24 protein-coding genes are annotated in these 20,296 nt (G+C 68.3%); 10 read left to right on the plus strand and 14 right to left on the minus strand.

Translation table 11 applies throughout. From position 1 onward, the window contains the following. Positions 1 to 13 precede the first annotated feature (13 nt). Positions 14 to 304 (plus strand): UvrB/UvrC motif-containing protein, encoded by a 291-nt coding sequence (locus AC1RNC_RS02990; RefSeq protein WP_492883597.1) that lies wholly within the window; start codon positions 14 to 16, stop codon positions 302 to 304. Here AC1RNC_RS02990 and AC1RNC_RS02995 read toward each other — a convergent pair. The 6 genes from AC1RNC_RS02995 to AC1RNC_RS03020 all read right to left on the minus strand — a co-directional run bounded on the left by AC1RNC_RS02995 (position 301) and on the right by AC1RNC_RS03020 (position 5,676). Beyond that, a complete protein-coding gene (locus AC1RNC_RS02995; RefSeq protein WP_492883599.1) occupies positions 301 to 1,719 on the minus strand; it encodes an MFS transporter in 1,419 nt (472 codons plus the stop codon). The genes AC1RNC_RS02990 and AC1RNC_RS02995 overlap by 4 nt on opposite strands. Positions 1,720 to 1,795: 76 nt before the next feature. Beyond that, entirely contained in the window at positions 1,796 to 2,674 is an 879-nt protein-coding gene (locus AC1RNC_RS03000) for a hypothetical protein (protein ID WP_492883601.1), read from the minus strand. A gap of 118 nt (positions 2,675 to 2,792) precedes the next feature. Further along, positions 2,793 to 2,939 (minus strand): hypothetical protein, encoded by a 147-nt coding sequence (locus tag AC1RNC_RS03005; RefSeq protein WP_492834748.1) that lies wholly within the window; start codon positions 2,937 to 2,939, stop codon positions 2,793 to 2,795. A gap of 31 nt (positions 2,940 to 2,970) precedes the next feature. Further along, positions 2,971 to 3,846 (minus strand): transglutaminase family protein, encoded by an 876-nt coding sequence (locus tag AC1RNC_RS03010; protein WP_492883603.1) that lies wholly within the window; start codon positions 3,844 to 3,846, stop codon positions 2,971 to 2,973. Between the two features lie 45 nt (positions 3,847 to 3,891). Beyond that, positions 3,892 to 4,560 carry a TetR/AcrR family transcriptional regulator gene (locus AC1RNC_RS03015; RefSeq protein WP_492834744.1) on the minus strand — a complete coding sequence of 223 codons (669 nt, stop codon included), beginning with the start codon at positions 4,558 to 4,560 and terminating at the stop codon, positions 3,892 to 3,894. Between the two features lie 144 nt (positions 4,561 to 4,704). Then, positions 4,705 to 5,676, minus strand: a complete 972-nt coding sequence (locus AC1RNC_RS03020; protein ID WP_492883605.1) for a glycosyltransferase — start codon at positions 5,674 to 5,676, stop codon at positions 4,705 to 4,707. A gap of 159 nt (positions 5,677 to 5,835) precedes the next feature. Here AC1RNC_RS03020 and AC1RNC_RS03025 point away from each other — a divergent pair, with 159 nt between their 5' ends. Together AC1RNC_RS03025 and AC1RNC_RS03030 are read left to right on the plus strand one after the other, a co-directional pair. Beyond that, positions 5,836 to 6,183 carry a helix-turn-helix domain-containing protein gene (locus tag AC1RNC_RS03025; RefSeq protein ID WP_492883607.1) on the plus strand — a complete coding sequence of 116 codons (348 nt, stop codon included), beginning with the start codon at positions 5,836 to 5,838 and terminating at the stop codon, positions 6,181 to 6,183. A gap of 14 nt (positions 6,184 to 6,197) precedes the next feature. Further along, positions 6,198 to 7,583, plus strand: coding sequence for a calcium-binding protein (locus AC1RNC_RS03030; RefSeq protein WP_492883609.1), 1,386 nt, complete (start codon positions 6,198 to 6,200; stop codon positions 7,581 to 7,583). Between the two features lies 1 nt (position 7,584). On the opposite strand, the gene AC1RNC_RS03035 is transcribed toward AC1RNC_RS03030, so the two are convergent. The 3 genes from AC1RNC_RS03035 to AC1RNC_RS03045 all read right to left on the minus strand — a co-directional run bounded on the left by AC1RNC_RS03035 (position 7,585) and on the right by AC1RNC_RS03045 (position 10,517). Next, positions 7,585 to 8,763: a vWA domain-containing protein gene (locus tag AC1RNC_RS03035; RefSeq protein WP_492834736.1), complete on the minus strand. Its 1,179-nt coding sequence runs from the start codon at positions 8,761 to 8,763 to the stop codon at positions 7,585 to 7,587. Positions 8,764 to 8,940: 177 nt separating this feature from the next. Next, complete coding sequence (locus AC1RNC_RS03040) at positions 8,941 to 9,477, minus strand: GNAT family N-acetyltransferase (RefSeq protein WP_492883611.1); 537 nt, start codon at positions 9,475 to 9,477, stop codon at positions 8,941 to 8,943. 32 nt (positions 9,478 to 9,509) lie between these two features. Further along, positions 9,510 to 10,517: a zinc-binding alcohol dehydrogenase family protein gene (locus AC1RNC_RS03045; RefSeq protein ID WP_492883613.1), complete on the minus strand. Its 1,008-nt coding sequence runs from the start codon at positions 10,515 to 10,517 to the stop codon at positions 9,510 to 9,512. A 122-nt stretch (positions 10,518 to 10,639) separates the two neighbouring features. Between AC1RNC_RS03045 and AC1RNC_RS03050 the strand changes: the two genes are divergently transcribed. From AC1RNC_RS03050 to dxs, 6 genes are all read left to right on the plus strand, one after another. Further along, a complete protein-coding gene (locus AC1RNC_RS03050) occupies positions 10,640 to 10,981 on the plus strand; it encodes a winged helix-turn-helix transcriptional regulator (RefSeq protein WP_492883615.1) in 342 nt (113 codons plus the stop codon). 2 nt (positions 10,982 to 10,983) lie between these two features. Continuing rightward, the gene (locus AC1RNC_RS03055) at positions 10,984 to 11,904 is read left to right on the plus strand and encodes a histone deacetylase family protein (RefSeq protein WP_492883617.1); all 921 of its coding nucleotides are present in this window, start codon (positions 10,984 to 10,986) and stop codon (positions 11,902 to 11,904) included. Next, on the plus strand, positions 11,901 to 12,560 hold the full coding sequence (locus AC1RNC_RS03060; RefSeq protein WP_492883619.1) for a histidine phosphatase family protein: 660 nt from the start codon (positions 11,901 to 11,903) through the stop codon (positions 12,558 to 12,560). Before AC1RNC_RS03055 ends, AC1RNC_RS03060 begins: the two co-directional genes overlap by 4 nt. A gap of 98 nt (positions 12,561 to 12,658) precedes the next feature. After that, positions 12,659 to 12,913, plus strand: coding sequence for an exodeoxyribonuclease VII small subunit (locus AC1RNC_RS03065; protein WP_125156475.1), 255 nt, complete (start codon positions 12,659 to 12,661; stop codon positions 12,911 to 12,913). 37 nt (positions 12,914 to 12,950) lie between these two features. Then, a complete protein-coding gene (locus AC1RNC_RS03070) occupies positions 12,951 to 13,835 on the plus strand; it encodes a polyprenyl synthetase family protein (protein ID WP_492834723.1) in 885 nt (294 codons plus the stop codon). Positions 13,836 to 13,852: 17 nt separating this feature from the next. Beyond that, positions 13,853 to 15,775, plus strand: coding sequence for a 1-deoxy-D-xylulose-5-phosphate synthase (gene dxs / locus AC1RNC_RS03075; RefSeq protein WP_492883621.1), 1,923 nt, complete (start codon positions 13,853 to 13,855; stop codon positions 15,773 to 15,775). On the opposite strand, the gene AC1RNC_RS03080 is transcribed toward dxs, so the two are convergent. The 5 genes from AC1RNC_RS03080 to flgF form a co-directional block, all read right to left on the minus strand. Beyond that, complete coding sequence (locus AC1RNC_RS03080) at positions 15,772 to 16,239, minus strand: hypothetical protein (RefSeq protein ID WP_492883623.1); 468 nt, start codon at positions 16,237 to 16,239, stop codon at positions 15,772 to 15,774. The genes dxs and AC1RNC_RS03080 overlap by 4 nt on opposite strands. Positions 16,240 to 16,369: 130 nt before the next feature. Then, positions 16,370 to 17,104, minus strand: a complete 735-nt coding sequence (flgH, locus tag AC1RNC_RS03085; RefSeq protein ID WP_125156479.1) for a flagellar basal body L-ring protein FlgH — start codon at positions 17,102 to 17,104, stop codon at positions 16,370 to 16,372. A 15-nt stretch (positions 17,105 to 17,119) separates the two neighbouring features. After that, positions 17,120 to 17,899, minus strand: coding sequence for a flagellar basal body P-ring formation chaperone FlgA (gene flgA, locus AC1RNC_RS03090; protein WP_492883625.1), 780 nt, complete (start codon positions 17,897 to 17,899; stop codon positions 17,120 to 17,122). A gap of 4 nt (positions 17,900 to 17,903) precedes the next feature. Then, entirely contained in the window at positions 17,904 to 18,692 is a 789-nt protein-coding gene (gene flgG, locus AC1RNC_RS03095) for a flagellar basal-body rod protein FlgG (RefSeq protein ID WP_492834715.1), read from the minus strand. Between the two features lie 12 nt (positions 18,693 to 18,704). Next, the gene (gene flgF, locus AC1RNC_RS03100) at positions 18,705 to 19,442 is read right to left on the minus strand and encodes a flagellar basal-body rod protein FlgF (RefSeq protein ID WP_492883627.1); all 738 of its coding nucleotides are present in this window, start codon (positions 19,440 to 19,442) and stop codon (positions 18,705 to 18,707) included. Positions 19,443 to 19,668: 226 nt separating this feature from the next. Here flgF and fliL point away from each other — a divergent pair, with 226 nt between their 5' ends. Further along, positions 19,669 to 20,295, plus strand: a complete 627-nt coding sequence (fliL, locus tag AC1RNC_RS03105; protein ID WP_099579784.1) for a flagellar basal body-associated protein FliL — start codon at positions 19,669 to 19,671, stop codon at positions 20,293 to 20,295. Position 20,296 lies beyond the last annotated feature (1 nt).

Here is a 20,296-nt window from a genome sequence, read left to right on the forward strand (position 1 = left end):
CATGGAGAACGTCATGTCGCACATCGATGACCTGAAAACGCAGATGGAAGAGGCTATCGCCGCTCAGGACTTCGAGACGGCGGCCAAGTTGCGCGACGAGATCGGCGGCATCCAGCACAGCGCGCTGGTGCGTGGCGTGGAGGACGCGCAGCAAGCGTCCTATTTCCAGCGCCAGGTTCCCGGCCGCATGGGCCTGGGGACGGACCAGCCGGTCCCGAAGACCCCCGAGGGCTGGGTTCCGCCGAAGAAGCCGGACCCGATGACCGCCAACCACTCCCGGGGAGGCCGCCGGACCAAATCCTAGGCCGGCGCCCGGCTGCGGCCGCTGATCGCCGCGCCGGCGTCTTTGTCCAGCGACAGGTAGACGGGCAGGGCCAGCAGGGTCACCAGGCCGATCGCTACGAACGGAAAGGTGAAGCGGTCCGGCGTCAGGGCCCCGTCGGCGCCGCGCGCCAGATGCAGCATCATGCCGCCGAAGCTGACCCCCAGGGCCAGGCCGACCTGCTGGGTCACGGCCGACAGAGTCGAGGCCGCCGCCGTAGAAGTTTCGGGCACGTCGGCATAGGCGATGGTGTTGGCGGCGATGAACTGGTTCGAGCGGCAGAACCCACCCAGGGTCAGGGCCGCGATCATCAGCGCCATGGGCGTGGCCGGACCGAAGAAGCCGGGGGCGGCGGTGAACAGCGCCGTCAGGCTGACGAACACCGCCAGAGAGGTGCGGAAGCCGAAGCGCTTGAGCCCCGCCGCCGCGAACGGGCGGGCGGCCAGCACGCCGACGCCGGTGGCCAGGGTGACGAAGCTGGCCTTCAGCGGGCTCCAGCCCAGCGCCACCTGCAGCAGCAGGGGCATCAGGAACGGGCTGGCCCCGATGCCCAGCCGCACCAGCGTGCCGCCGACCAGGCTGGCGCGGAAGGTCGGATAACGCAGCAGGGTGAGGTCCAGGATCGGACGGCCCGTTCGCTTGGCGATGCGCAGATAGACAAAGCCGCAGCCGACGGAGAGCGCCAGCAGCGTGACCTGCGCCCAGGGCGGCAGCAGGTTGACGCCCGCCGTCTCGGCCACGATCACCAGGCCGCTGACCGCCAGGGCCGACAGGACAAAGCCGGCGGTGTCGAAGCGGCCCAGATCACGCTTGGGCTCGCTCCTGGGCACGAAGCGCATGACGGCGATCACGCCCAGCAGGCCGACCGGCAGGTTGATGTAGAAGATCCACGGCCAGTCGGCGACGCTGAGCACCAGACCGGCGATCGGCGGACCGATCAGCGGGCCGACCAGGGCGGGCATGGTGAACCAGCCCATGGCGGTCAGCAGCTTGTCCTTGGGCGTGGCGCTGACCACGATCAGCCGCGCCACCGGCGTCATCATCGCCCCGCCGATCCCCTGAACGATCCGGGAGGCGACCAGGGCTTCCAGGCTGCGCGACTGGCCGCACAGGGCCGAGCCCAGCAGGAAGACGGTCATGGCCGAGAGGAACACCCGCCGCGCGCCAAACCGTTCCGCCGCCCAGCCGCTGGCCGGCGTGAAAACCGCCAGCGCCAGAATATAGGAGGTCAGGGCCAGCTTCAGGTGGATCGGATCGACCGCGAAGGCCCGCGACAGGGTCGGCAGGGCGGTCGACAGGGCCGTGGAGTCGATGAACTCCATCAAGAGCGCGCTGGCCACGGCGATGGAGATCAGGCGCGTCGCGAGCGGCGAGGATGCTGGAGACTGATCGGACACGAGGGCGCTTTACGCCCCTGGACGACGAGGGTCCAGACGCGCGTGCGTTACATCCTTGCGGAACCGAAACAGGCGGTTAGCGGCCGCGCACCGAGACGCTGACGCCGACGACCGTGTCCTTGTCGGAATAGTCGATCGAATTGAGCTTGCGGCGCGTGGCGCTCAGCGAGATGAGGCTGTTGCCCTTGCGATAGCCCAGGCCGATCTGGCGGCTGCCGAACCGGGCCATCTTCTCCTCGCTGTAGCCGGCGTTGCGCCAGCCGCCGAAGGTGTCGCGGATCAGGTTCAGACCATAGGCCTTGCCCGAACTGGCGGCGTACAGCATCCAGCGGCCGCGGCGCAGGTCCTCGGCCGAGGCGCTGGCTTTGGATATCAGGTTCGAGGCGTTCAGCGTCAGGCGCTTCACCGCGCCCGACTGCAGGCCCATGGGCGTGAAGGCCAGCGGCTGGTCGTCGACCCGCATCTGCAGAATCTTGCCGGCCGGGCGGCGATGCTCGACACGCGTGAGGGCCAGCACCGGACGGTGCGGGGCGGCTGAGGTCTCGGCCAGAATTCGCGCGGCCGGACGCGCGGCGGCGGGAGGGGAAGGGGGCGTTGTCCGCGCGTCGGCGTCGGCGTCGGCGACGGCCACGGCGGGCGCGGCGCTGGCCAGGCTTACGTCTTGCGGCCCACCGGCCAGGGCCAACGTGGCGACGGTGGGAACGGCGTGGGTTTCGGCGGCGATCGCCACTGGTGCGGCGACACGCGAACGCTCGCCGCCATAGCGGGCCGTGGCGATAGGTGCGTCGGGATCGTCCGCCGGGGCGCGGACTTCAGGTCCGCCCGCCTCGGGTCCGCCCGCCAGGGTCAGGGTCTGGTTGAATTCCTCAGGGGCGCGAGTCGACAGGGCGGTCGCGGCGCTTACCACCGCCAGACCGGCCGTCGCCAACAGCCATCCGAGCGCGACGCGCCGCATGCTCGTGGTGCTCCCCCATTCCCCTCGCCCCAAAAATTAATGGCGCCGCGGGTGTCTGTACAGGTCGCTCGCGTGGCAGGGGTGGCGGAAGGCGCTCGTCTTCACGCTTATTTACAATTCAGTGGCCCGGTCTGGGTTCGAAGGTCCGTCGTTCCTTCACCTTCAGGCACTCCTGGTCGGGTTTCTGGCCATGCTGGGCCTTGGGCTCCGATTTCGGGAAGCTGACGTTCCGCATGGGGTCTTGGTTCTGGAAGCCGCTGGTCATGGCTTTTCCTCCCGTACGCACACTCATTGTATCACGCCGCATGGTCGATTGGATCGATGAGGCGCACCTCCACGGAGACGTGAAGACGCGACGAGCCCGGATCGCCGATGATCGCCCCGGACACCGGTAGCGCTTGAGTGGGCGTTCGGGTGGCGGCGACGCGGATCAAGTCCGGCGACTCGGCTAGGCCATTGGTCGGGTCGAATTCCAGCCAGCCCAGGTCGGGCAGGAAGACCTCGCACCAGGCGTGGGTGGCGCCGGCGCCGCGGATCATCGTCCCGGGCGAATGGATGTAGCCGGTGGCGAACAGGGCCGCGTAGCCCAGGCGTCGCAGGCCCTCGACCATCAGCCAGGCCAGGTCGCGGCAGGCGCCGGTGCGCTTGCGCAGGGTCTCGACCGGGGTCTGCACGCCTTCTTCCATGCGGGTGCGATATTCGAACTGGCTGTGGATCAGCTCGTTGATGCGCAGCAGGAAGGCCAGGGCCGGCTCGTCGCGATGGGCCCGGATGTCGCGCAGCCAGCGCAGCAGCACCGCGTCCGGGTCGTCGGTGACCGGGGCGATGAACGGCTCCAGGGTCGTCCGATCCTCGCGGGAATAGACGATCGGGGTCAGGGTGTCGGGGTTCTCGATCCGCTGCGGGACCAGGGGGGCGGGGTAGCGGTCGATGACCAGCTCGCTGGCCACCCGCATGGCGTCGGCCTGGCTCGCCGGCTCGAAGATGCAGACGCAGTTGCCGTTGGCGTCATAGCTCCAGCGTGTCGCGCCAGGCGGAAACAGGCGTAGCGAGGCCTCGACGATGCGCAGGGCGTGGCTGTCGCGCGGGCGCAGCATCAGCCGTTGCGGCCCGAACCGCACCGGCCGCTCATAGTAGTATCGGGTCTCGTGAAGGATCCGCAGCCGTCCCATGCCGGAGCGACAACGCGCCGGCCGGGAGGAGGTTCCAGCTACTCGCTAAGCGAGAAAGCCGGCCTCGGCGAAGGCCAGCATCCGGCTCAGCAGCGCCACGACGTCGGACTCGCTGGTCTGGCCTTCCGACAGCACGTTCAGGCGGTCGAACTCGGCGAAGCGGTTGTTGTGCAGCATCCCCAGGGTGAAGTGCAGCCGCCAGTAGACCTCTTCCGGCGACAGATCCGGGCGGGCGCGCAGCAGGGCGTCGGAGAAGCGGCGCAGGTGCGAGACGTCGGTCTTCAGCACGGCGCGGATCTCGTCGGTGCCTTCGCTCCGGGCGCGGATCAGGAACTGCAGCGAGATGCGGCGCTCGTGGTCCGGGGCCAGCCAGCGCAGGGGCGGGGTCAGCAGGGCGGCCAGGATCTCGCGCAGCGGCGGGGCGCCGTCGTTGCGGTCGTTGGCCTCGTGCAGCATCTTGGCCCGCTCGCGATTGAGCTCGGCCGTGCGGCGCCGGAAGATCTCGAACAGCAGGGCGTCCTTGGACCCGAAGTGATAGTTCACCGAGGCCAGGTTCACGCCGGCGGCGGCGGTGATGTCGCGCACCGAGACATTCTGGAAACCGTGCAGCGCGAACAGGCGCTCGGCGGCGACGAAGACCAGGTTCTTGGTGGCGGCTTCGGTCTCGGCGGCCTCGACTTCGTTAGAAGCGGCGGCGTCGGTGGTCGGACTCACTACATGTTCCCCTTTACCCGTGGGGAAGTCTTACGGGCGTTCGAATTTGGCGCAAGCGTCAAGATCATCGTCTGAACGCGGATGGACGGTTGTTTGTGGCGTTTTCCGCCAAACGCGTGCTGTTTCCGATGGATGGCGGGCGTCTCAGCCGATGGCGGCGAGGCGCTCGACGGAGCGGCCCATCCGACCGCGACGCAGCTGGCGCAACAGCGGCCGGCCCACGGCCACGCCCAGGATCAGAGGCGCCAGCAGCAGCGCCAGGGCCTTGCGCGGCAGGCTGTCGGCGCGCTTGAGGAAATAGCGCACCAGGCCGCGGCCCTTGTGCCATTCGACGACCAGCGGGTTCTCCTTGCTGGTCGAGCCCACATGGACGATGCGGGCGTCGGGCTGGAACAGCACGCTGCCGCCCCGGCGGCGGGCCCGCCAGCACAGGTCGATGTCCTCGACATGCAGGAAATAACCCTCGTCGAAGCCGCCGAGGACGTGGAAATCGGTGGCCCGCATGTAGAAGCAGGCGCCCGAGATCGTAGGGGTGTCCACCGGGTGCGAAGGGGGGAGTTCGCTCTCCCGGTGGATCTCGAAGCGGCGCAGCGGGGGCAGAAGGGCGCTAAGCTTCGAGAGGGTGAGCAGGGTCGTGACGGGCGTGATCTCGCCGCGCCGCGCGCCCCGCTGTTCGGTTCCGTCGGTATTGAACACCCGGGCCCCGATCACGCAGGGCGAGGGGCGGTCGCGGGCGGCCTCGGACAGGGCCGCCACCGCGCCGGGGGTCAGGAAGGCGTCGGGATTGAGGAAGACCAGTTCTTCCCCCTTGGCCGCGGCCGCGCCCAGATTGGCGGCGCGGGCGAAGCCGATATTGCCCAGGCCTTGCAGCAGGCGCACGCGCGGCTCGCGGCGAGCCAGGTCGCGCAGCCAGGCCGCGTCGGCAAGGGACGAACCGTTGTCGACAACGACGAACTCCTCGACCCGGGGCTCGGCCAGGGCGTGACGCACGCTCTCCATCAGCGCCGGACCGGTCATGTAGACGACCATGATCAGCGACAGGCGCGGCCGGATGGCCCAATCCTGCTGGAAGGGGGGCGCGGTGCGGGCGTGGGCGGGGTCTATCGAAACGTACATGCGGCCCGATACATTCAAAATAGTTGCATAAAAACTGTATGTGGGTCGAAGGTGATCCGCAAGGCCTCTTCGCGAGACCCGCGATCGATTGTTGCGTTTTTACGCATTGTGTAACAACTAGGGGAGCGCCCGCGTATGGGGCGAGGAAGCGGCTTAGCGATGTCCAGAACGGCGATGAATCCCGCCAAGGCGGCCCTGACCAAGACCCTGCGCCGTGAGGCGGGACGTTGGCTGAAGTCCGCGCGCGAGGCCGCTGGCCTCACTCAGGCGGAACTGGCCGAGAAGACGGGGTTGCGTTATTACACCTTCGTCTCGCAGGTTGAGAACGGTCTGGGTCGCGTTCCGATCGAGGCTCAGGCCGTTTGGGCGGAGAGCCTGGGTCTTGATCCCGGCCAGTTCGCCCGCACCCTGCTGCGATATTACGAACCCGAGCTGCACCGGCTTCTGTTCGACGGCGCCGCCGAAGAGGCTGAGCCGGTCGTGACCGAGCGGGCGGCCCAGGCCTAACGAGCGACGACGAGATGGGTGAGATCCTAGCCTTCAGCCCGCGGCCTCCGGCCAGCGACTGGTCCGCCAACGAGCGCGGTCTGCTGATGCTGCTGACGCAGCAGCTGGAGACGGCCTATGGCGAGGTCGACGGGATCTTCGGCCAGACCGACTCGGGCGACCCCTGGTACGTGGTCACCGATTCCAACCAGGACGTGCTGGTCCACATCGCCCGCATCGACGGCCAGTTCGTCGTCCACGACGCGGCGATCGACATGTTCCACCAGGTGGGCAGCCTGTGGGGCGCCCTGCGCCAGGTGCTGGCCTCGGGCATCCCGGAGCAGAACGGCACGGTCGTCGCCTTCAATCCCGCCAGCCGCGAGGCCCAGTCCTTCCTGTCGCTGGTCATCGCCGTCGGCCTCTATCTCGAACTGCGCGGCGCCGACCTGGGCGAGGCTGGCCGCCTGACTTTCGAGAACCTGCCGCGCGCCGACGATCCGGCCATCGAGACGATGGCCTCCAAGCTGATCGCCGCCCTCAACCTCGAGGCCGACCGGACGCAGGCGCATAAGCCCGTCCCCGTGGCCGGTGAAGCCATGCCGCAGCCGGCGGTCAAGCCGGAAGGCGTCGGGGCGATCGCCGTCCAGGCGCCGAGCGAGGCTCCGCAGGGCCTGTCGGTGTTCAAGATCGCGCATCTGGCGTCGGCGTCGGCGCCCGCCCCGGGCTCCGGCCATGCGCCCGCCGCGTCGGATGACAAGACGGTGGTCGAGGACCTAGGCGGCCAGGGCTTCGCCGCCACCAGGACCGTCATGGTCGGCACCTCCGGCAACGACGTCATGTACGGCACGGCCGGCGGCGACACGATCCGCGGCGGCGCCGGCGACGACTATATCGACGGCCGCGGCGCGCCGAAGGGCGAGGTCGATCACCTGGACGGCGGCGAAGGCGCCGATCGCATCGTCATGAACGCCCGCGTGGTCGCCAAGGGCGGGGCCGGGGCCGACACCTTCCTGATCTCCGCCGCGCCACCGGCCGACAAGCTCGCCGCCCTGCTGGGAGTCGTGCTCGACTACTCGGCCGCCAAGGGCGACCACCTGGCCGTGATGGGCGAGGGGCGCGCGACCGTGATCAGCACCGCCGCCGTCAGCAACGTGCTGACGGCTCAGGCCCAGGCGCTGAACGACGCCGCTGTCACGCAGGCGGCCGATGTCAGCCAGGCGGTGTCAGGCGCCCGGATCGGCTTCGACATCGACGGGGATGGGCGCGAGGACGTCTTCATCCTGCTGGGCGGGGCCACCAGCTCCACCTTCCGGATCGGGACGATGATCGCCAACGATCACACCGCGCCGCCGGAAGTGCCGCTGATCGGCCAGCCGTCGAACGACGCGGGCCACTTCGGCGACGCGGCGCCGGTCCGCTGATCTAACCGCGAACCAGTTCGCGCATGGCCTTGTCCAGGCCTTCCAGGGTCAGCGGGTACATGCGGTCGGACAGGATCTGCTTCATGACGCCGATCGACTGAGTGTAGTCCCAGTGCCGCTCGGGTGTCGGGTTCAGCCAGATGCAGCTCTGATAGATGTCGGTGACCCGCTGCATCCAGATCGCGCCGGGCTCCTCGTTCCAGTGTTCGACGCTGCCGCCCGGATAGGTGATCTCGTACGGGCTCATGGTCGCGTCGCCGACGAAGATCACCTTGTAGTCGGCCGGGAACTTGTGGAGCACGTCGAAGGTCTGGATCTTCTCGGTGTTGCGACGCCTGTTGTCCTTCCACACGGTCTCGTAGAGGCAATTGTGGAAGTAGTAGAATTCCAGGTTCTTGAACTCGGTCTTGGCGGCGCTGAACAGCTCCTCGCAGAGCTTGATGTGACCGTCCATCGAGCCGCCGATGTCGAAGAAGATCAGCACCTTGATGGCGTTGCGGCGCTCGGGTCGCAGCTGGATGTCCAGATAGCCCTTCTCGGCCGTGCCCTTGATCGTGCCGTTCAGGTCCAGCTCGTCGGCCGCGCCGGTGCGGGCGAACTTGCGCAGGCGCCGTAGGGCGACCTTGATGTTGCGGGTGCCCAGCTCGACCGAGTCGTCGAGGTTCTTGTACTCGCGCTTGTCCCAGACCTTCACGGCGCGGCCGTGCCGGCTCTTGTCCTGGCCGATTCGCACGCCTTCGGGATTGTAGCCGTTGTTGCCGAACGGCGAGGTGCCGCCCGAGCCGATCATCTTGTTGCCGCCCTCGTGACGCTTGTGCTGTTCGCGCAACCGCTCCTGCAGCGTCTCCATCAGCTTCTCGAAGCCGCCCAGGGCCTCGATCTGGGCCTTCTCCTCGTCGGTGAGGAACTTCTCGGTCAGGGCCTTGAGCCACTCTTCCGGGATGTCGGCGGCGAGGCCGTCGTTGACGGTCTCAAGCCCCTTGAAGACGTGGCCGAACACGCGGTCGAACTTGTCGAGGTTCTTCTCGTCCTTCACCAGGCTGGCGCGCGACAGGAAATAGAAGTCCTCGACCGAGCGGTCGATGACGTCCTTGTCCAGGGCTTCCATCAGCAGGAGATATTCGCGCAGGCTGACCGGCACCTTGGCCTGGCGGAGCTCGGAGAAGAAGCGAAGGAACATCGGCGCGGCTTTCGAACAGATGTTCGATTGTGGAGGGTTCTGAAAGCAGACGCAATCCAATCCTCCCCCTAGCGGGGGAGGTGGCGCGAAGCGCCGGTGGGGAAAGTCCTGCTAACCTTGCCTCTTCCCCCTTCGTCGTCTCTTCGAGCCGACACCTCCCCCGCTAGGGGGAGGATTTCACCCTCGCCGCAGGATGAACTCCAGGTCCCGCGTTTCGCCGACCGGGAAGTGGTATTCGCCGACCTTCTCGAACCCCAGCCGACCGTAGAGCCGTTGCGCGCCGAAGTTCTCGGACCAGACGCCGATCCACAGCGGGCGCGGGCCGTCCTTTTCCAGCCAGTCGAGGGCGGTGTTCAGCAGGCGCGAGCCGCGACCGCCGCCCTGGTGGCTCTTCAGCACGTAGACCCGTTTCAGTTCGCCATGGTCGGGGCCGGCGTCGTCATGCGGCAGGTCGCAGGGGCCGGCCAGCGCGTAGCCGATGGCCTCGCCGTCCTCGTCCTCCAGCAGCCAGGTCGCCTTGTCGGGATGGGCCAGGTCGTTGCGGGTCCGCTCCAGGCCGTAGGCATAGGCAAGGAAGGTCTCCAGGTCCTCGGGCGGATAGAGATGGGCGAAGGTCTCGGTGAAGGTGCGCGCGCCCAGGCTGGACACGGTGTCGGCGTCTTCGATCGTCGCACGGCGGAGCTTGTCGGTCATGGCGACCTGAGTAGCCGCCATGACCCCCGCCTTCAATATGGGCCCTTCAACAGTCAGAAGCCTTCCAGCGCCACCTTGCCGATGGTGCGGGCGCTCTCGACGATGCGATGGGCTTCCAGCAGGTCGGCGGCGCGGATCTTGCCGACGACCTGGGTCAGGGTGGTGCGCAGGATCCCCTGGTTGACCAGGGCCGAGACCTCCGTCAGCAGCTTATGCTGCTCGATCATGTCCGGCGCGCCCTGCGGCCGGGCGAACATGTACTCCCAGTGGATCGAGGCGGCCTTGGCCTGCAGCGGGCGGATGTTCAGGTCGCCGTCGGCCTCGATGATCCCGATCTTGCCCTGCAGGGCGATGGCTTCGGCGACCTGCGGGAAGTGCTGGGCGCTGTGGGTCAGGCAGGCGATGTAGGCCGGGGCGTCCAGGCCCAGGCGCGCCAGCTCGTCGGCGAGCGGCTTGGTGTGGTCGAAGGTCTGGTGCGCGCCCAGGTCCTCGACCCAGCGGCGGGTCTCGTCGCGCGAGGCGCTGGCCACGACGTTCAGCCGGGTCAGTTTGCGCGCCAGCTGGATCAGGGCCGACCCCACGCCGCCCGCCCCGCCGATGATCACCAGGGTCTGGCCCTCGCCGCCGTCGCGCGCCACGCCGAACCGGTCGAACAGCAGTTCCCAGGCGGTGATAAAGGTCAGCGGCATGGCGGCGGCCTGGGCGAAGTCCAGGCTCTTGGGCTTTCTGCCGACGATGCGTTCGTCGACCAGCTGCAGCTCGGCGTTCGAGCCCTGGCGGCCGATGGCGCCGGCGTAGAACACCTCGTCGCCCGGCGCGAACAGGGTGACGGCCTCGCCGACCGCCTCGACCACGCCGGCGGCGTCGAAGCCCAGCACCCGGACCTCGCCCGGCGCCGGCTGGGCGCGGCCGCGCACCTTGGTGTCGACGGGGTTCACCGAAACGGCCTTCACCCGCACCAGGATGTCGTGGCCGCTGGCCACGGGATCGGGCGCTTCCAGGTCGAGCAGGGCGTTGGGATCGGTGGCGGGCAGCAACTCACGGAAGCCGACGATCTTCATGATGGTCTCCAGCAAAGAAGGGCGGTCTCGGGCCCCCGACCAGGAGATCGCGCCACGCTACGATCTTCGCAAGTACGGTCATTTTCTGTATGTAGTACCCAATTGGATACCGTGAGGCGGCCGTGGAAGATCCCAAGGAGTGTGGCGTCGAGGCGGCGCTGAACCTGATCGACGGCAAGTGGAAGGGCGTGATCCTGTATCACCTGCTCAGCGGCCGCCTGCGCTTCAACGCCCTGGGGCGCAAGCTGGGGGCGGTGACCCAGCGCATGCTGACCAAGCAGCTGCGTGAGCTGGAGAGCGACGGCCTGATCGTCCGCACCGTCTATGCCGAGGTGCCGCCCAAGGTCGAATACGCGTTGTCGAGCAAGGGCAGGAGCCTGGAGCCGGTGATCTGCGCGCTCAAGGCCTGGGGCGACGCCAATGTGCTGGGCGTCCAGGCCGAGCCGGTCCGCAAGGCGGGCTGACCATGGCCCTGTCGCTCTACACGCATCTCGACATGCTGGATCACCAGCCCGGCCACGGCCACGTCGAGAGCCCCGAGCGGCTACGGGCCGTGGTCGACGCTCTGAACGACGACCCCAATCTCCAGTTAGAGGCGCTGGACGCGCCGCTGGTGGAGGTCGAGGATCTGCTGCGGGTGCATCCCAAGGCCTTCGTCGACGCCGTGTTCGCGGCGGCGCCCAGGTCAGGTCGCTTGGCGCTGGATCCCGATACGGTGATGTCGAGCGGCAGCCTGGCCGCCGCCCGGCGCGCGGCCGGGGCCGGCGTCGCGGCCGTGCGGGCGGTGGCGGCGGGCGAGACCAACCGCGCCTTCTGCGCCGTTCGGCCGCCCGGTCACCACGCCGAACCGGGCGTGGCCATGGGCTTCTGTGTCTTCTCCAGCGTCGCCGTAGCCGCCCGCGCGGCCCAGGCGGCCGGGCTGAAGCGGGTGGCGATCGTCGACTTCGACGTCCACCACGGCAACGGCACCCAGGCGGTGTTCGAGAACGATCCCACCGTGTTCTTCGCCTCGATCCACCAGTCGCCGCTCTATCCCGGCACGGGCGATCCGTCCGAGACGGGCCTGGGCAACATCGCCAACGCCACCGTGGGGCCCCACGCGCCGCGCGAGACCTGGCGGTCGCGATTCGAGGGGCTGATGGACAAGGTCGACGCCTTCGCGCCGGAGCTGCTGATCGTCTCGGCCGGTTTCGACGCTCACGTCCGCGACCCGTTGTCGGCGCAGAGCCTGGACGAGGAGGATTTCGCCTGGGCGACTCGCGCGATCGTCTCGGTGGCCAATGCCCGCGCCAAGGGCCGGGTTGTGTCCTCGCTCGAGGGCGGCTACGACCTCCAGGCGCTGGGGCGTTCCGCCGCCGCGCATGTGCGGGCTCTTCAGGAGGGGTGAGGGGACGGGACGGGCTTGCCGCCCACCGACTTCTCTTCAATATGGCCGACGTCACCATCGCCGACCAAGCGTCCTCGCCCGTGAAATCGGGGACCATCACCCTGGCCCGCCACGGCGAACCCGCGCTGTCGCGCAAGATCCGGCTCAATGCGCCCGAATACGGCGAGTGGTGGGCCCGCTACGAGGTGGGCGGCCTGAAGGCGGACCAGACCCCACCGGACGGATTGATGCGGATCGCCCGCGACGCCGACGCGATTATCGTCTCGACTCGTCGCCGCGCCATCGAGACCGCCAATGCGGTGGTCGCCGGCCGCGCCTTCATCACCGACGAGACCTTCATCGAGGCCCCGCTGCCGCCGCCGCCCTGGCCGTTGTGGCTGAGAATGTCGCCCAAGCGCCTGGGGTTCTTCGCCCGCTTCTGGTGGTGGTTCTTCAACAACCACGGCGGCCAGGAGACCCGCGCCGAGGCGCAGGTCCGGGCCGGCCAGGCCGCCGACCGGCTGGTCGCGCTGTCCGACCAGGGCCAGGACGTGCTGGTCGTGGCCCACGGCTTCTTCAACTGGATGATCGCCGATGCGCTGAAGGCGCGTGGGCTGACGAAACTGGTGGATGAAGGCCACGCCTATTGGAGCCTCAAGCGCTTCCGTCGCGGCTGACTGGCCAAAGCCTCTTCCCTTAACCATGCCTTGGCTCTACGCCGTTGCCCGCGCGGCCTTGCGCCACTAGGCTGAGCGCTGTTCACCTGAGAGTTGAAATGACCGACGCCGCCAGCAATCCCGCCGATATCGCCGCCTTGAGCTTCGAGGAAGCCCTGGCGCAGCTGGAGCGGATCGTGGCCGAGCTGGAATCGGGCCAGGCCCCGCTGGAGCGCTCGATCGACATCTACGAGCGCGGCGCGGCCCTGAAGGCCCATTGCGAAAAGAAGCTGGAAGCCGCGCGCCTGAAGGTCGAGAAGATCGTCCTGGGCCAGGGTGGGGCCGTGACCGCCGAAGCGGCCGAGTTCAACTGATGGCGGGCGTTCGTTCGGAGACCGAGGGGAGCCGCTCTTGACAGATCTTGCCAAGCGGATCGTCCAGGCCGCCGACATCGTCACCGTGGCGCTCGACGAGCTGCTGCCGCGGGCCGACGGTCCGGAAACCCGTCTGACCGAGGCCATGCGCTACGCGGCCCTGGGCCCAGGCAAGCGCCTGCGTCCGTTCTTCGCGCTCGAGACCGGCAAGATGTTCGACCTGCCCGAGCGGCCGGTGCTGCGCGCGGCCTGCGCGCTGGAGTGCATCCACGCCTACAGCTTGGTCCACGACGACTTGCCGGCCATGGACGATGACGCCGTCCGTCGTGGCCGTCCGACCGTGCACAAGCAGTATGACGAGGCCACGGCCATCCTCGCGGGCGACGCGCTGCAGACGGCGGCCTTCGAGATCATGGCTCATCCCGACACCCACGACGACGGCCACGTCCGCTGCGAGCTGGTGCGCAAGCTGGCCATCGCCTCGGGCGCCAAGGGCATGGCGGGCGGCCAGATGATCGACATTCTCGGGGTTCGCGACGACCTGGGCGCCGTGGCCCGCATGCAGCGCCTGAAGACCGGGGCCTTGATCGCCTTCGCCTTCGAGATCCCGCTGATCATCGCCCGCGCCAAGGAAGCCGAGCGCGCCGCCCTGATGGCCTTCGCCCAGGACCTGGGCCTGGCCTACCAGATCGTCGACGACATCCTGGACGCCGAGGGCGATCCCAAGACCATGGGCAAGGCCACGGGCGGCAAGGACGCCGCCAAGGGCAAGGCCAACTACGTCACCCTGCTGGGGCTGGACGCGGCGAAAGAGCGCGTGGCGCTTCTGGCCGACCAGACTCGCTCCCATCTCGAAATCTTTGGCGAACGAGCCGAACATCTGCGCGAAAGCGTCGATTTCGTGCTGGACCGCCGCAACTGACCGCGCTTTCTTCCAACATGTCCTCCAAAACACCACTGCTCGACACCATCGCTTCGCCGGCCGACACGCGAGGCCTCTCCGTCGCGGAGCTGAAACAGCTCGCGGCCGAGGTGCGCGCCGAGACGATCGACGCTGTGTCGGTGACAGGCGGCCATCTGGGCGCGGGCCTCGGCGTGGTCGAGCTCACCGTGGCGCTGCACCACGTCTTCGAGACGCCCAAGGATATCCTGATCTGGGACGTCGGCCATCAGGCCTATCCGCACAAGATCCTCACCGGCCGACGCGACCGGATCAAGACGCTGCGCCAGGGCGGCGGCCTGTCGGGCTTCACCAAGCGGGCCGAGAGCGCGTACGACCCGTTCGGCGCGGCCCACGCGGCCACCTCGATCTCGGCGGCCCTGGGCTTCTGCGCCGCGCGCGACGCCAAGGGCGAGGACAACAGCGTCATCGCCGTGATCGGCGACGGCTCGCTGGGCGCTGGCATGGCCTATGAGGCGATGAACGCGGCGACGGACACCACCAAGCGCCTGATCGTCATCCTCAACGACAACGACATGTCGATCGCCCCGCCGGTGGGCGGCATGAGCGCCTATCTCGCCAACCTCGTTTCGGGCGGCGCCTATCGCTCGGTGCGCAAGCTGGGCAAGACGGTGGTCGAGAAGCTGCCGACCCCGATGCGCGAAGCCGCCCGCAAGGCGGAAGAATATGCCCGGGGCATGGTCACCGGCGGCACCTTCTTCGAGGAGCTGGGCTTCTACTATATCGGCCCGATCGACGGCCACGACATGGACGCCCTGGTCAGCGTGCTCAAGAACGCCAAGGCCTTCGGCGACAAGCCGGTGCTGGTCCACTGCGTCACCCAGAAGGGCAAGGGCTACGCCCCGGCCGAGGGCGCCGACGACAAATTGCACGCGGTGGCCAGGTTCGACGTGGTCACCGGCCAGCAGCACAAGGCGGCCGCCGGTCCGCCCAGCTACACCAAGGTCTTCGCTCAGGAACTGATCAAGCAGGCGGAAAAGGACGACAAGATCGTCGCCATCACCGCCGCCATGCCCTCGGGCACGGGCCTGGACCTGTTCCAGAAGGCCTTTCCGGACCGCACCTTCGACGTCGGCATCGCCGAGCAGCACGCGGTGACCTTCGCCGCCGGCCTTGCCGCCGATGGCATGAAGCCCTTCACGGCGATCTATTCGACCTTCCTGCAGCGCGGCTACGACCAGGTGGTGCACGATGTCGCCATCCAGGGCCTGCCCGTGCGCTTCGCCATGGACCGCGCCGGCCTGGTCGGCGCCGACGGTCCGACCCACGCCGGCAGCTTCGACATCGGCTTCATGGGCGCTCTGCCCGGCATGGTGCTGATGGCCGCCGCCGACGAGGTGGAGCTGGCCCGGATGGTCGCCACCGCCGCCGAGATCGACGACCGCCCCAGCGCCTTCCGCTATCCGCGCGGCGAGGGCCTGGGCCTGGGCCTGCCCGCCATCGCCGAGCCCCTGGAGATCGGCAAGGGCCGCATCGTCCGCGAGGGGACCAGCGTCGCCATCGTCTCGTTCGGCACGCGTTTGTCGGAAAGCCTGAAGGCCGCCGATCTGCTGGCGGCGCGCGGCCTGTCGGCCACCGTCTGCGACGCCCGCTTCGCCAAGCCGCTCGACCTGGACCTGCTGTTGCGCCTGGCGCGGGAGCACGAGGCGATCATCACGGTCGAGGAAGGCGCGATGGGCGGCTTCGGCGCCTTCGTGCTGCAGGCTCTGGCCCAGCACGGCGCGCTGGACCGCGGTCTGAAGATCCGCACCCTGTGCCTGCCCGACGTCTTCCAGGACCAGGACAAGCCCGACCTCATGTACGCCCAGGCCGGCCTCGACGCCGAGGGCATACTGCGCGGGGCCTTGTCGGCCATGGGCATGGACAATGTCAGCGCGGCGGGGGCTGGCCGCCGGGCCTAAACCCCGCAGGCCTTGAAGAAGGCCTTCACGTGGCCCCGGTCGGCAGGGGCCGCCGCCAAGCTGTGGCGCTCGCCCTGGGTCAGCAGGGCCAGGTCGCCTGATTTCCGGAAACCGTCCAGCGCCGGAGCGCTGGCCTTGCCGCGCCCTTCCAGGAAGCCGCCCTGGCTCAGCGCGTCGTCGACCTTGGCGGCGGCGAAGCGGCTTTCCGTGCGGCCCGAGGCCAGGACGATCTCGCCGCCGGACAGGCCCACGGCCGAGATCTCGACCTGATCCTGACCCGGGCGGCAGCTGATCATCAGCACGACATCGTCGGTGTTGGGGCGGCCATAGGCGAGGCGAGGGGTTTCAGAACCTTCCGCCAGATAGGCCCAGCGATAGCCGTCCAGCGCGACCTTCTCGTGCGCGCAGCCGGCCAGCAGGACGGCCAGGCTCAGGGCGGCGAAAGCGACGATGCGGGACGCCATGGCGGTCCTCCTCGCCCGGATCAACGCAGGTGGAACCTGAATGGCTCCTGAAACGCATCGGGCGCGACCACCTTGCGATGGTCGCGCCCGACGATCTTGCAGCCCTATGCCAGGGCTTGGATATCCGCGCTTAGAACGGCGAGAACTTCTCGACCAGCGACTGGCCGGCCGGGGTCTTCTGGACGCGGCTGATGTCGCCGCGGCCGCCGTAGCTGATGCGGGCCTCGGCGATCTGGGTGTGCTTGATGGTGTTGGCCGAGGAGATGTCCTCCGGACGCACGATGCCGGCCACGGTCAGCTGGCGCAGCTCGGCGTTGGTGCGGACTTCCTGGGTGCCCTGGATGACCATGTTGCCGTTCGGCAGCACCTGGCTGACCACGGCGGCGATCGTCAGGCTGATCTTTTCCGAGCGCTGGACGCTGCCCGCGCCGGCGTTGGTGGTGGCCGAGTTGGTGTTCACGGCGTTGGCCGGATCGAAGCCGCCCGGCAGGACCTTGCCCAGGCTGGACTCCAGGCCCAGGAAGTTCGGCACGCCGGCCTTCATGTTCGAGGTGCGCGAGCTGGCGGTCTGGTTCTTGGTGCTGGCGCTGTCGTCGATGTCGATCATGACGGTGACGATGTCGCCGACGCGGCTGGCGCGCTGGTCGTTGAAGAACGCGCGGGCGCCGACGCGCCACAGCGAGTTGGCCGAGGCCGCCTGCGGGGCGGGTTCACGGGCCGAGACGTATTGCTGCTGCATTGGGGCCAGTTCGGCCGGATAGCCGACCGGCGCCAGTTGCGGACCCTTCACGGCTTCGGTGACGGTGGAGCAGGCGGCCAGCGGCGCGAGCAGGACGGCGGCGGCGATGATGACGGGGCGACGCATGGGGTGGGCTACCTCTTAGCGAGCGGCGAAACGGACGGGTTGCGAACGGGCTTGCAAGGCTTGGGCCTGCGGACCGACCGCTGCGGAGCCAGGGCCGGTGGCGACGGCCTGGATGATCTTCTTCGAGAGCGTGTTCTGAACGGCGAAGAGGTCGCCCGTCGCGGCGGCGGCCATGGCCTTGCCTTGAAGCGAAAGGGAAATTCCGCCGTCGTCGTAGGTGATGGTGACCAGGTCGCCGGTCTTGATGACCTGGGCGGCGGCCACGTCGCGGCTCTGGACTGCGGCGCCTTCACGCAGGGGGCGCTTGGCGGCCAGGCCGATCACGGCGTCGGCGTCGCGGGGGGCGTCCATCGGGGCGCCGGCCATCTTTACCCAGACGAGGTCCTGAGGCTGGACGATCTCGCCGGCCATGATGCTACGGGCGTAGGCAAGAACTTCCACATTGCCGCGCGCCGCGCCGGCCAGAGTCTTGCCGCCGGCCGAGACGCCGCCGTTGTCCTGGCCTTCGCGGACGATGATGCGGCGGATGCCGTTGCTGTTGGTCCAGTCGAAACCGGCGCGGCGGGCCGAAACCTGCACCTGGCCGGCGTCAAGCACGGCCGTCGGACCCATGCGGGCGGCGACGACGATGTTGGCGGCCGGGCCGCTGACGCCGTCGAACAGGTCGCCCAGGGTGATGCGGCCGTCGGCGTCGGTGGTGTCCATCCGCAGGCTGACCGGCGCGCCGGCATGGGCGGGGGCGGAGAGGGCGCTGATCACCAGCGTGGCGGCGGCGGCGAGGAGGAAGGCTTTCATGCGCTTACGACCGCAGCTGCGAGGTGGCTTGGAGCATCTGGTCGGCCGTGGTGATCACCTTCGAGTTCATCTCGTAGGCGCGCTGGGCCGTGATCAGCGAGGTGATTTCCGTCACCGCGTCGACGTTCGAGGCTTCGGTGTAGTGCTGCATCAGGACGCCGAAGCCCGGTTCGCCGGGGGCGGCGAGGGTGGCGGCGCCCGAGGCGGCGGTTTCCAGCAGCAGGTTGTCGCCGATCTGCTCCAGGCCGCCTTCGTTCATGAAGGTGGCCAGTTGCAGCTGGCCGATGGTCTGCGGCTGCGGCTGGCCGTCCAGCTTGACCTGCACCAGGCCGGTCTTGCTGATCGTGATGTCGGTGGTGTTCTGCGGGACCGTGATGCCCGGCTGGACGGTGTAGCCGTCCTCGGTGACGATCTGGCCCTGGTCGTTGGTCGAGAAGTTGCCGGCCCGGGTATAGGCCGTCTCGCCCGAGGGCAGCAGAACCTGCAGGTAGCCCTTGCCCTGGATGGCGACGTCCAGCGGGTTGTCGGTCAGGGTCGGGGTGCCCTGCTCGGTGATACGGTAGACCGAGCCGGCCTTGACGCCGCCGCCGACCTGGACGCCGGTCGGGACGATGTTGCCGTTGCTGGACGACTGCGACCCGGCGCGCTCCACCTGCTGGTAGAGCAGATCCTGGAACTCGGCCCGCTGGCGCTTGAAGCCAACGGTGTTCATGTTCGCGATGTTGTTGGAGATGACTTCGACGTTCAGCTGTTGCGCTGACATGCCCGAAGCGGCGGTGCGGAGAGCTTGCATCGGCTAGGCCCCTTAATTCAGCTTGCCCAGACGCTCGACGGCGCTGCGCGAAAGTTCTGCGGTGTTGTCCATCATCTTGGCGACGCCCTCGTAGGCGCGCTGGATCTCGATCAGCTTGGTGATCTCGACAACCGGTTGGACGTTCGAGGATTCCAGCATGCCCTGGTGGACGCGGGCGTCCGGCGCGGCTTGCAGGGTGGTGTTGGCGGTGTTGCGGTAGAGGTTGTCGCCGTCCTTGGCCATCGAGGCCAGGTCGTCGGGGCGGACCACGCCCAGGCGGCCGACGCGGACCGCGCCCTGGCTGACCGTGCCGTCCTTGCCGATCGAGACGGGGCCCAGGGTCGGGTCGATCAGCAGCGGGCCGCCGCCGTCGTCCAGCACCTGAGCGCCTTCCTGGGTGACCAACTGGCCTTCCGGGTTGGTGGTGAAGCGGCCGTCGCGGGTGTAGCGATCGCCGGCGGCGGTCTGGACGTGGAAAAAGCCCGTACCCTCGATAGCGAGGTCGAAATCGCCGCCCGTCTTGGTCATGGCGCCTTGGGTGAAGTCGCGGGCGACGCGGTCGTCCAGCACGAACTTCACCGGTGAGGCGCCGTCCAGGGTCTTGGCCGGCTTGGCCTGTTCCGTGCGGACCATCAGGTCCTCGGTCTTGAAGCCGGTCGTGTTGGCGTTGGCGATGTTGTTGGCCACGATGTCGAGCTGGCGGCGCAGCGTCATCTGACGCGAGAGGCCGACGTAGAGCGCGTTGTCCATGGCGAGTTAACTCGGGCGGCTGGCGCGACAAATGCGCCGAAACCCTTGAAGCAACCTTCGTGCCAGCGCAAAAAATCGTTATAATTCAACGAATAGGAAGGTTAATGGCTGGGTGTTGGTCGGAGTCTGCCGGGCAGATTCAGCCTGCGACCAAATGGCCTCAAGAACAGATCGTTAACCATGTGCCCCGCATGTGTACGGGTATAGATTCCAAGGAACCGCGCGCGTGGCCAAGAAACCCGAAAAGGAAGCTCCGGCTCCCGAAGGCGAAGACGGCGCCGAGGGCGAAGCTCCGGCGAAAAAGAAGCCGCCGATCCTGATCATCGCGATCGCCGCGGGCGTCCTCGTTCTGGGCGGTGGCGGGGCCGCGGCCTTTTTCCTGATGAAGCCGAAGCCGGCCGCCGAAGCCGGCGAGCACGGGGCTGAAAAGAAGGAAAAGAAGAAGGAAAAGAAGGAAGAGAAGGGCGGTCACGGCGAGAAGAAGGAAGGCGAGGGCGGCGCGGCCGCGGCCGGCGGTCCCGCGCCGGTGATCAAGGAAGGCCCCGACGGCGTGGTCTTCTACACCCTGCCCGACATCGTCGTGAACATGCAGACCGCCGACGGCAAGTCGACCTTCCTGAAGCTGAAACTGACCTTCGAGCTGCCGGACGAAGACACGGCCGAGGAGCTGACGCCGAATCTGCCCAGGCTCCAGGACATGTTCCAGGCCTTCCTGCGCGAGCTGCGCCCGGAAGATCTGAATGGCAGCCAGGGCACCTACCAGCTGCGCTACGAGCTGCTGCGCCGAGTGAACCTGGTCGCCGCGCCGGCCAAGGTGAACGCGGTCCTCATCGAGGAGATGCTGATCAACTAGC

This window comes from Caulobacter sp. GW822-FHT01G02, from assembly GCF_058802865.1.

Excerpts from the sequence above, each read along its gene's own strand:
- AC1RNC_RS02990 (WP_492883597.1), top strand. The coding sequence starts at position 14 with ATGTCGCACATCGATGACCTGAAAACGCAGATGGAAGAGGCTATCGCC.
- AC1RNC_RS03000 (WP_492883601.1), bottom strand. The coding sequence starts at position 2,674 with ATGCGGCGCGTCGCGCTCGGATGGCTGTTGGCGACGGCCGGTCTGGCG.
- AC1RNC_RS03005 (WP_492834748.1), bottom strand. The coding sequence starts at position 2,939 with ATGACCAGCGGCTTCCAGAACCAAGACCCCATGCGGAACGTCAGCTTC.
- AC1RNC_RS03010 (WP_492883603.1), bottom strand. The coding sequence starts at position 3,846 with ATGGGACGGCTGCGGATCCTTCACGAGACCCGATACTACTATGAGCGG.
- AC1RNC_RS03020 (WP_492883605.1), bottom strand. The coding sequence starts at position 5,676 with ATGTACGTTTCGATAGACCCCGCCCACGCCCGCACCGCGCCCCCCTTC.
- AC1RNC_RS03025 (WP_492883607.1), top strand. The coding sequence starts at position 5,836 with ATGTCCAGAACGGCGATGAATCCCGCCAAGGCGGCCCTGACCAAGACC.
- AC1RNC_RS03030 (WP_492883609.1), top strand. The coding sequence starts at position 6,198 with ATGGGTGAGATCCTAGCCTTCAGCCCGCGGCCTCCGGCCAGCGACTGG.
- AC1RNC_RS03035 (WP_492834736.1), bottom strand. The coding sequence starts at position 8,763 with ATGTTCCTTCGCTTCTTCTCCGAGCTCCGCCAGGCCAAGGTGCCGGTC.
- AC1RNC_RS03040 (WP_492883611.1), bottom strand. The coding sequence starts at position 9,477 with ATGGCGGCTACTCAGGTCGCCATGACCGACAAGCTCCGCCGTGCGACG.
- AC1RNC_RS03045 (WP_492883613.1), bottom strand. The coding sequence starts at position 10,517 with ATGAAGATCGTCGGCTTCCGTGAGTTGCTGCCCGCCACCGATCCCAAC.
- AC1RNC_RS03055 (WP_492883617.1), top strand. The coding sequence starts at position 10,984 with ATGGCCCTGTCGCTCTACACGCATCTCGACATGCTGGATCACCAGCCC.
- AC1RNC_RS03065 (WP_125156475.1), top strand. The coding sequence starts at position 12,659 with ATGACCGACGCCGCCAGCAATCCCGCCGATATCGCCGCCTTGAGCTTC.
- dxs (WP_492883621.1), top strand. The coding sequence starts at position 13,853 with ATGTCCTCCAAAACACCACTGCTCGACACCATCGCTTCGCCGGCCGAC.
- AC1RNC_RS03080 (WP_492883623.1), bottom strand. The coding sequence starts at position 16,239 with ATGGCGTCCCGCATCGTCGCTTTCGCCGCCCTGAGCCTGGCCGTCCTG.
- flgH (WP_125156479.1), bottom strand. The coding sequence starts at position 17,104 with ATGCGTCGCCCCGTCATCATCGCCGCCGCCGTCCTGCTCGCGCCGCTG.
- flgA (WP_492883625.1), bottom strand. The coding sequence starts at position 17,899 with ATGAAAGCCTTCCTCCTCGCCGCCGCCGCCACGCTGGTGATCAGCGCC.
- flgG (WP_492834715.1), bottom strand. The coding sequence starts at position 18,692 with ATGCAAGCTCTCCGCACCGCCGCTTCGGGCATGTCAGCGCAACAGCTG.
- flgF (WP_492883627.1), bottom strand. The coding sequence starts at position 19,442 with ATGGACAACGCGCTCTACGTCGGCCTCTCGCGTCAGATGACGCTGCGC.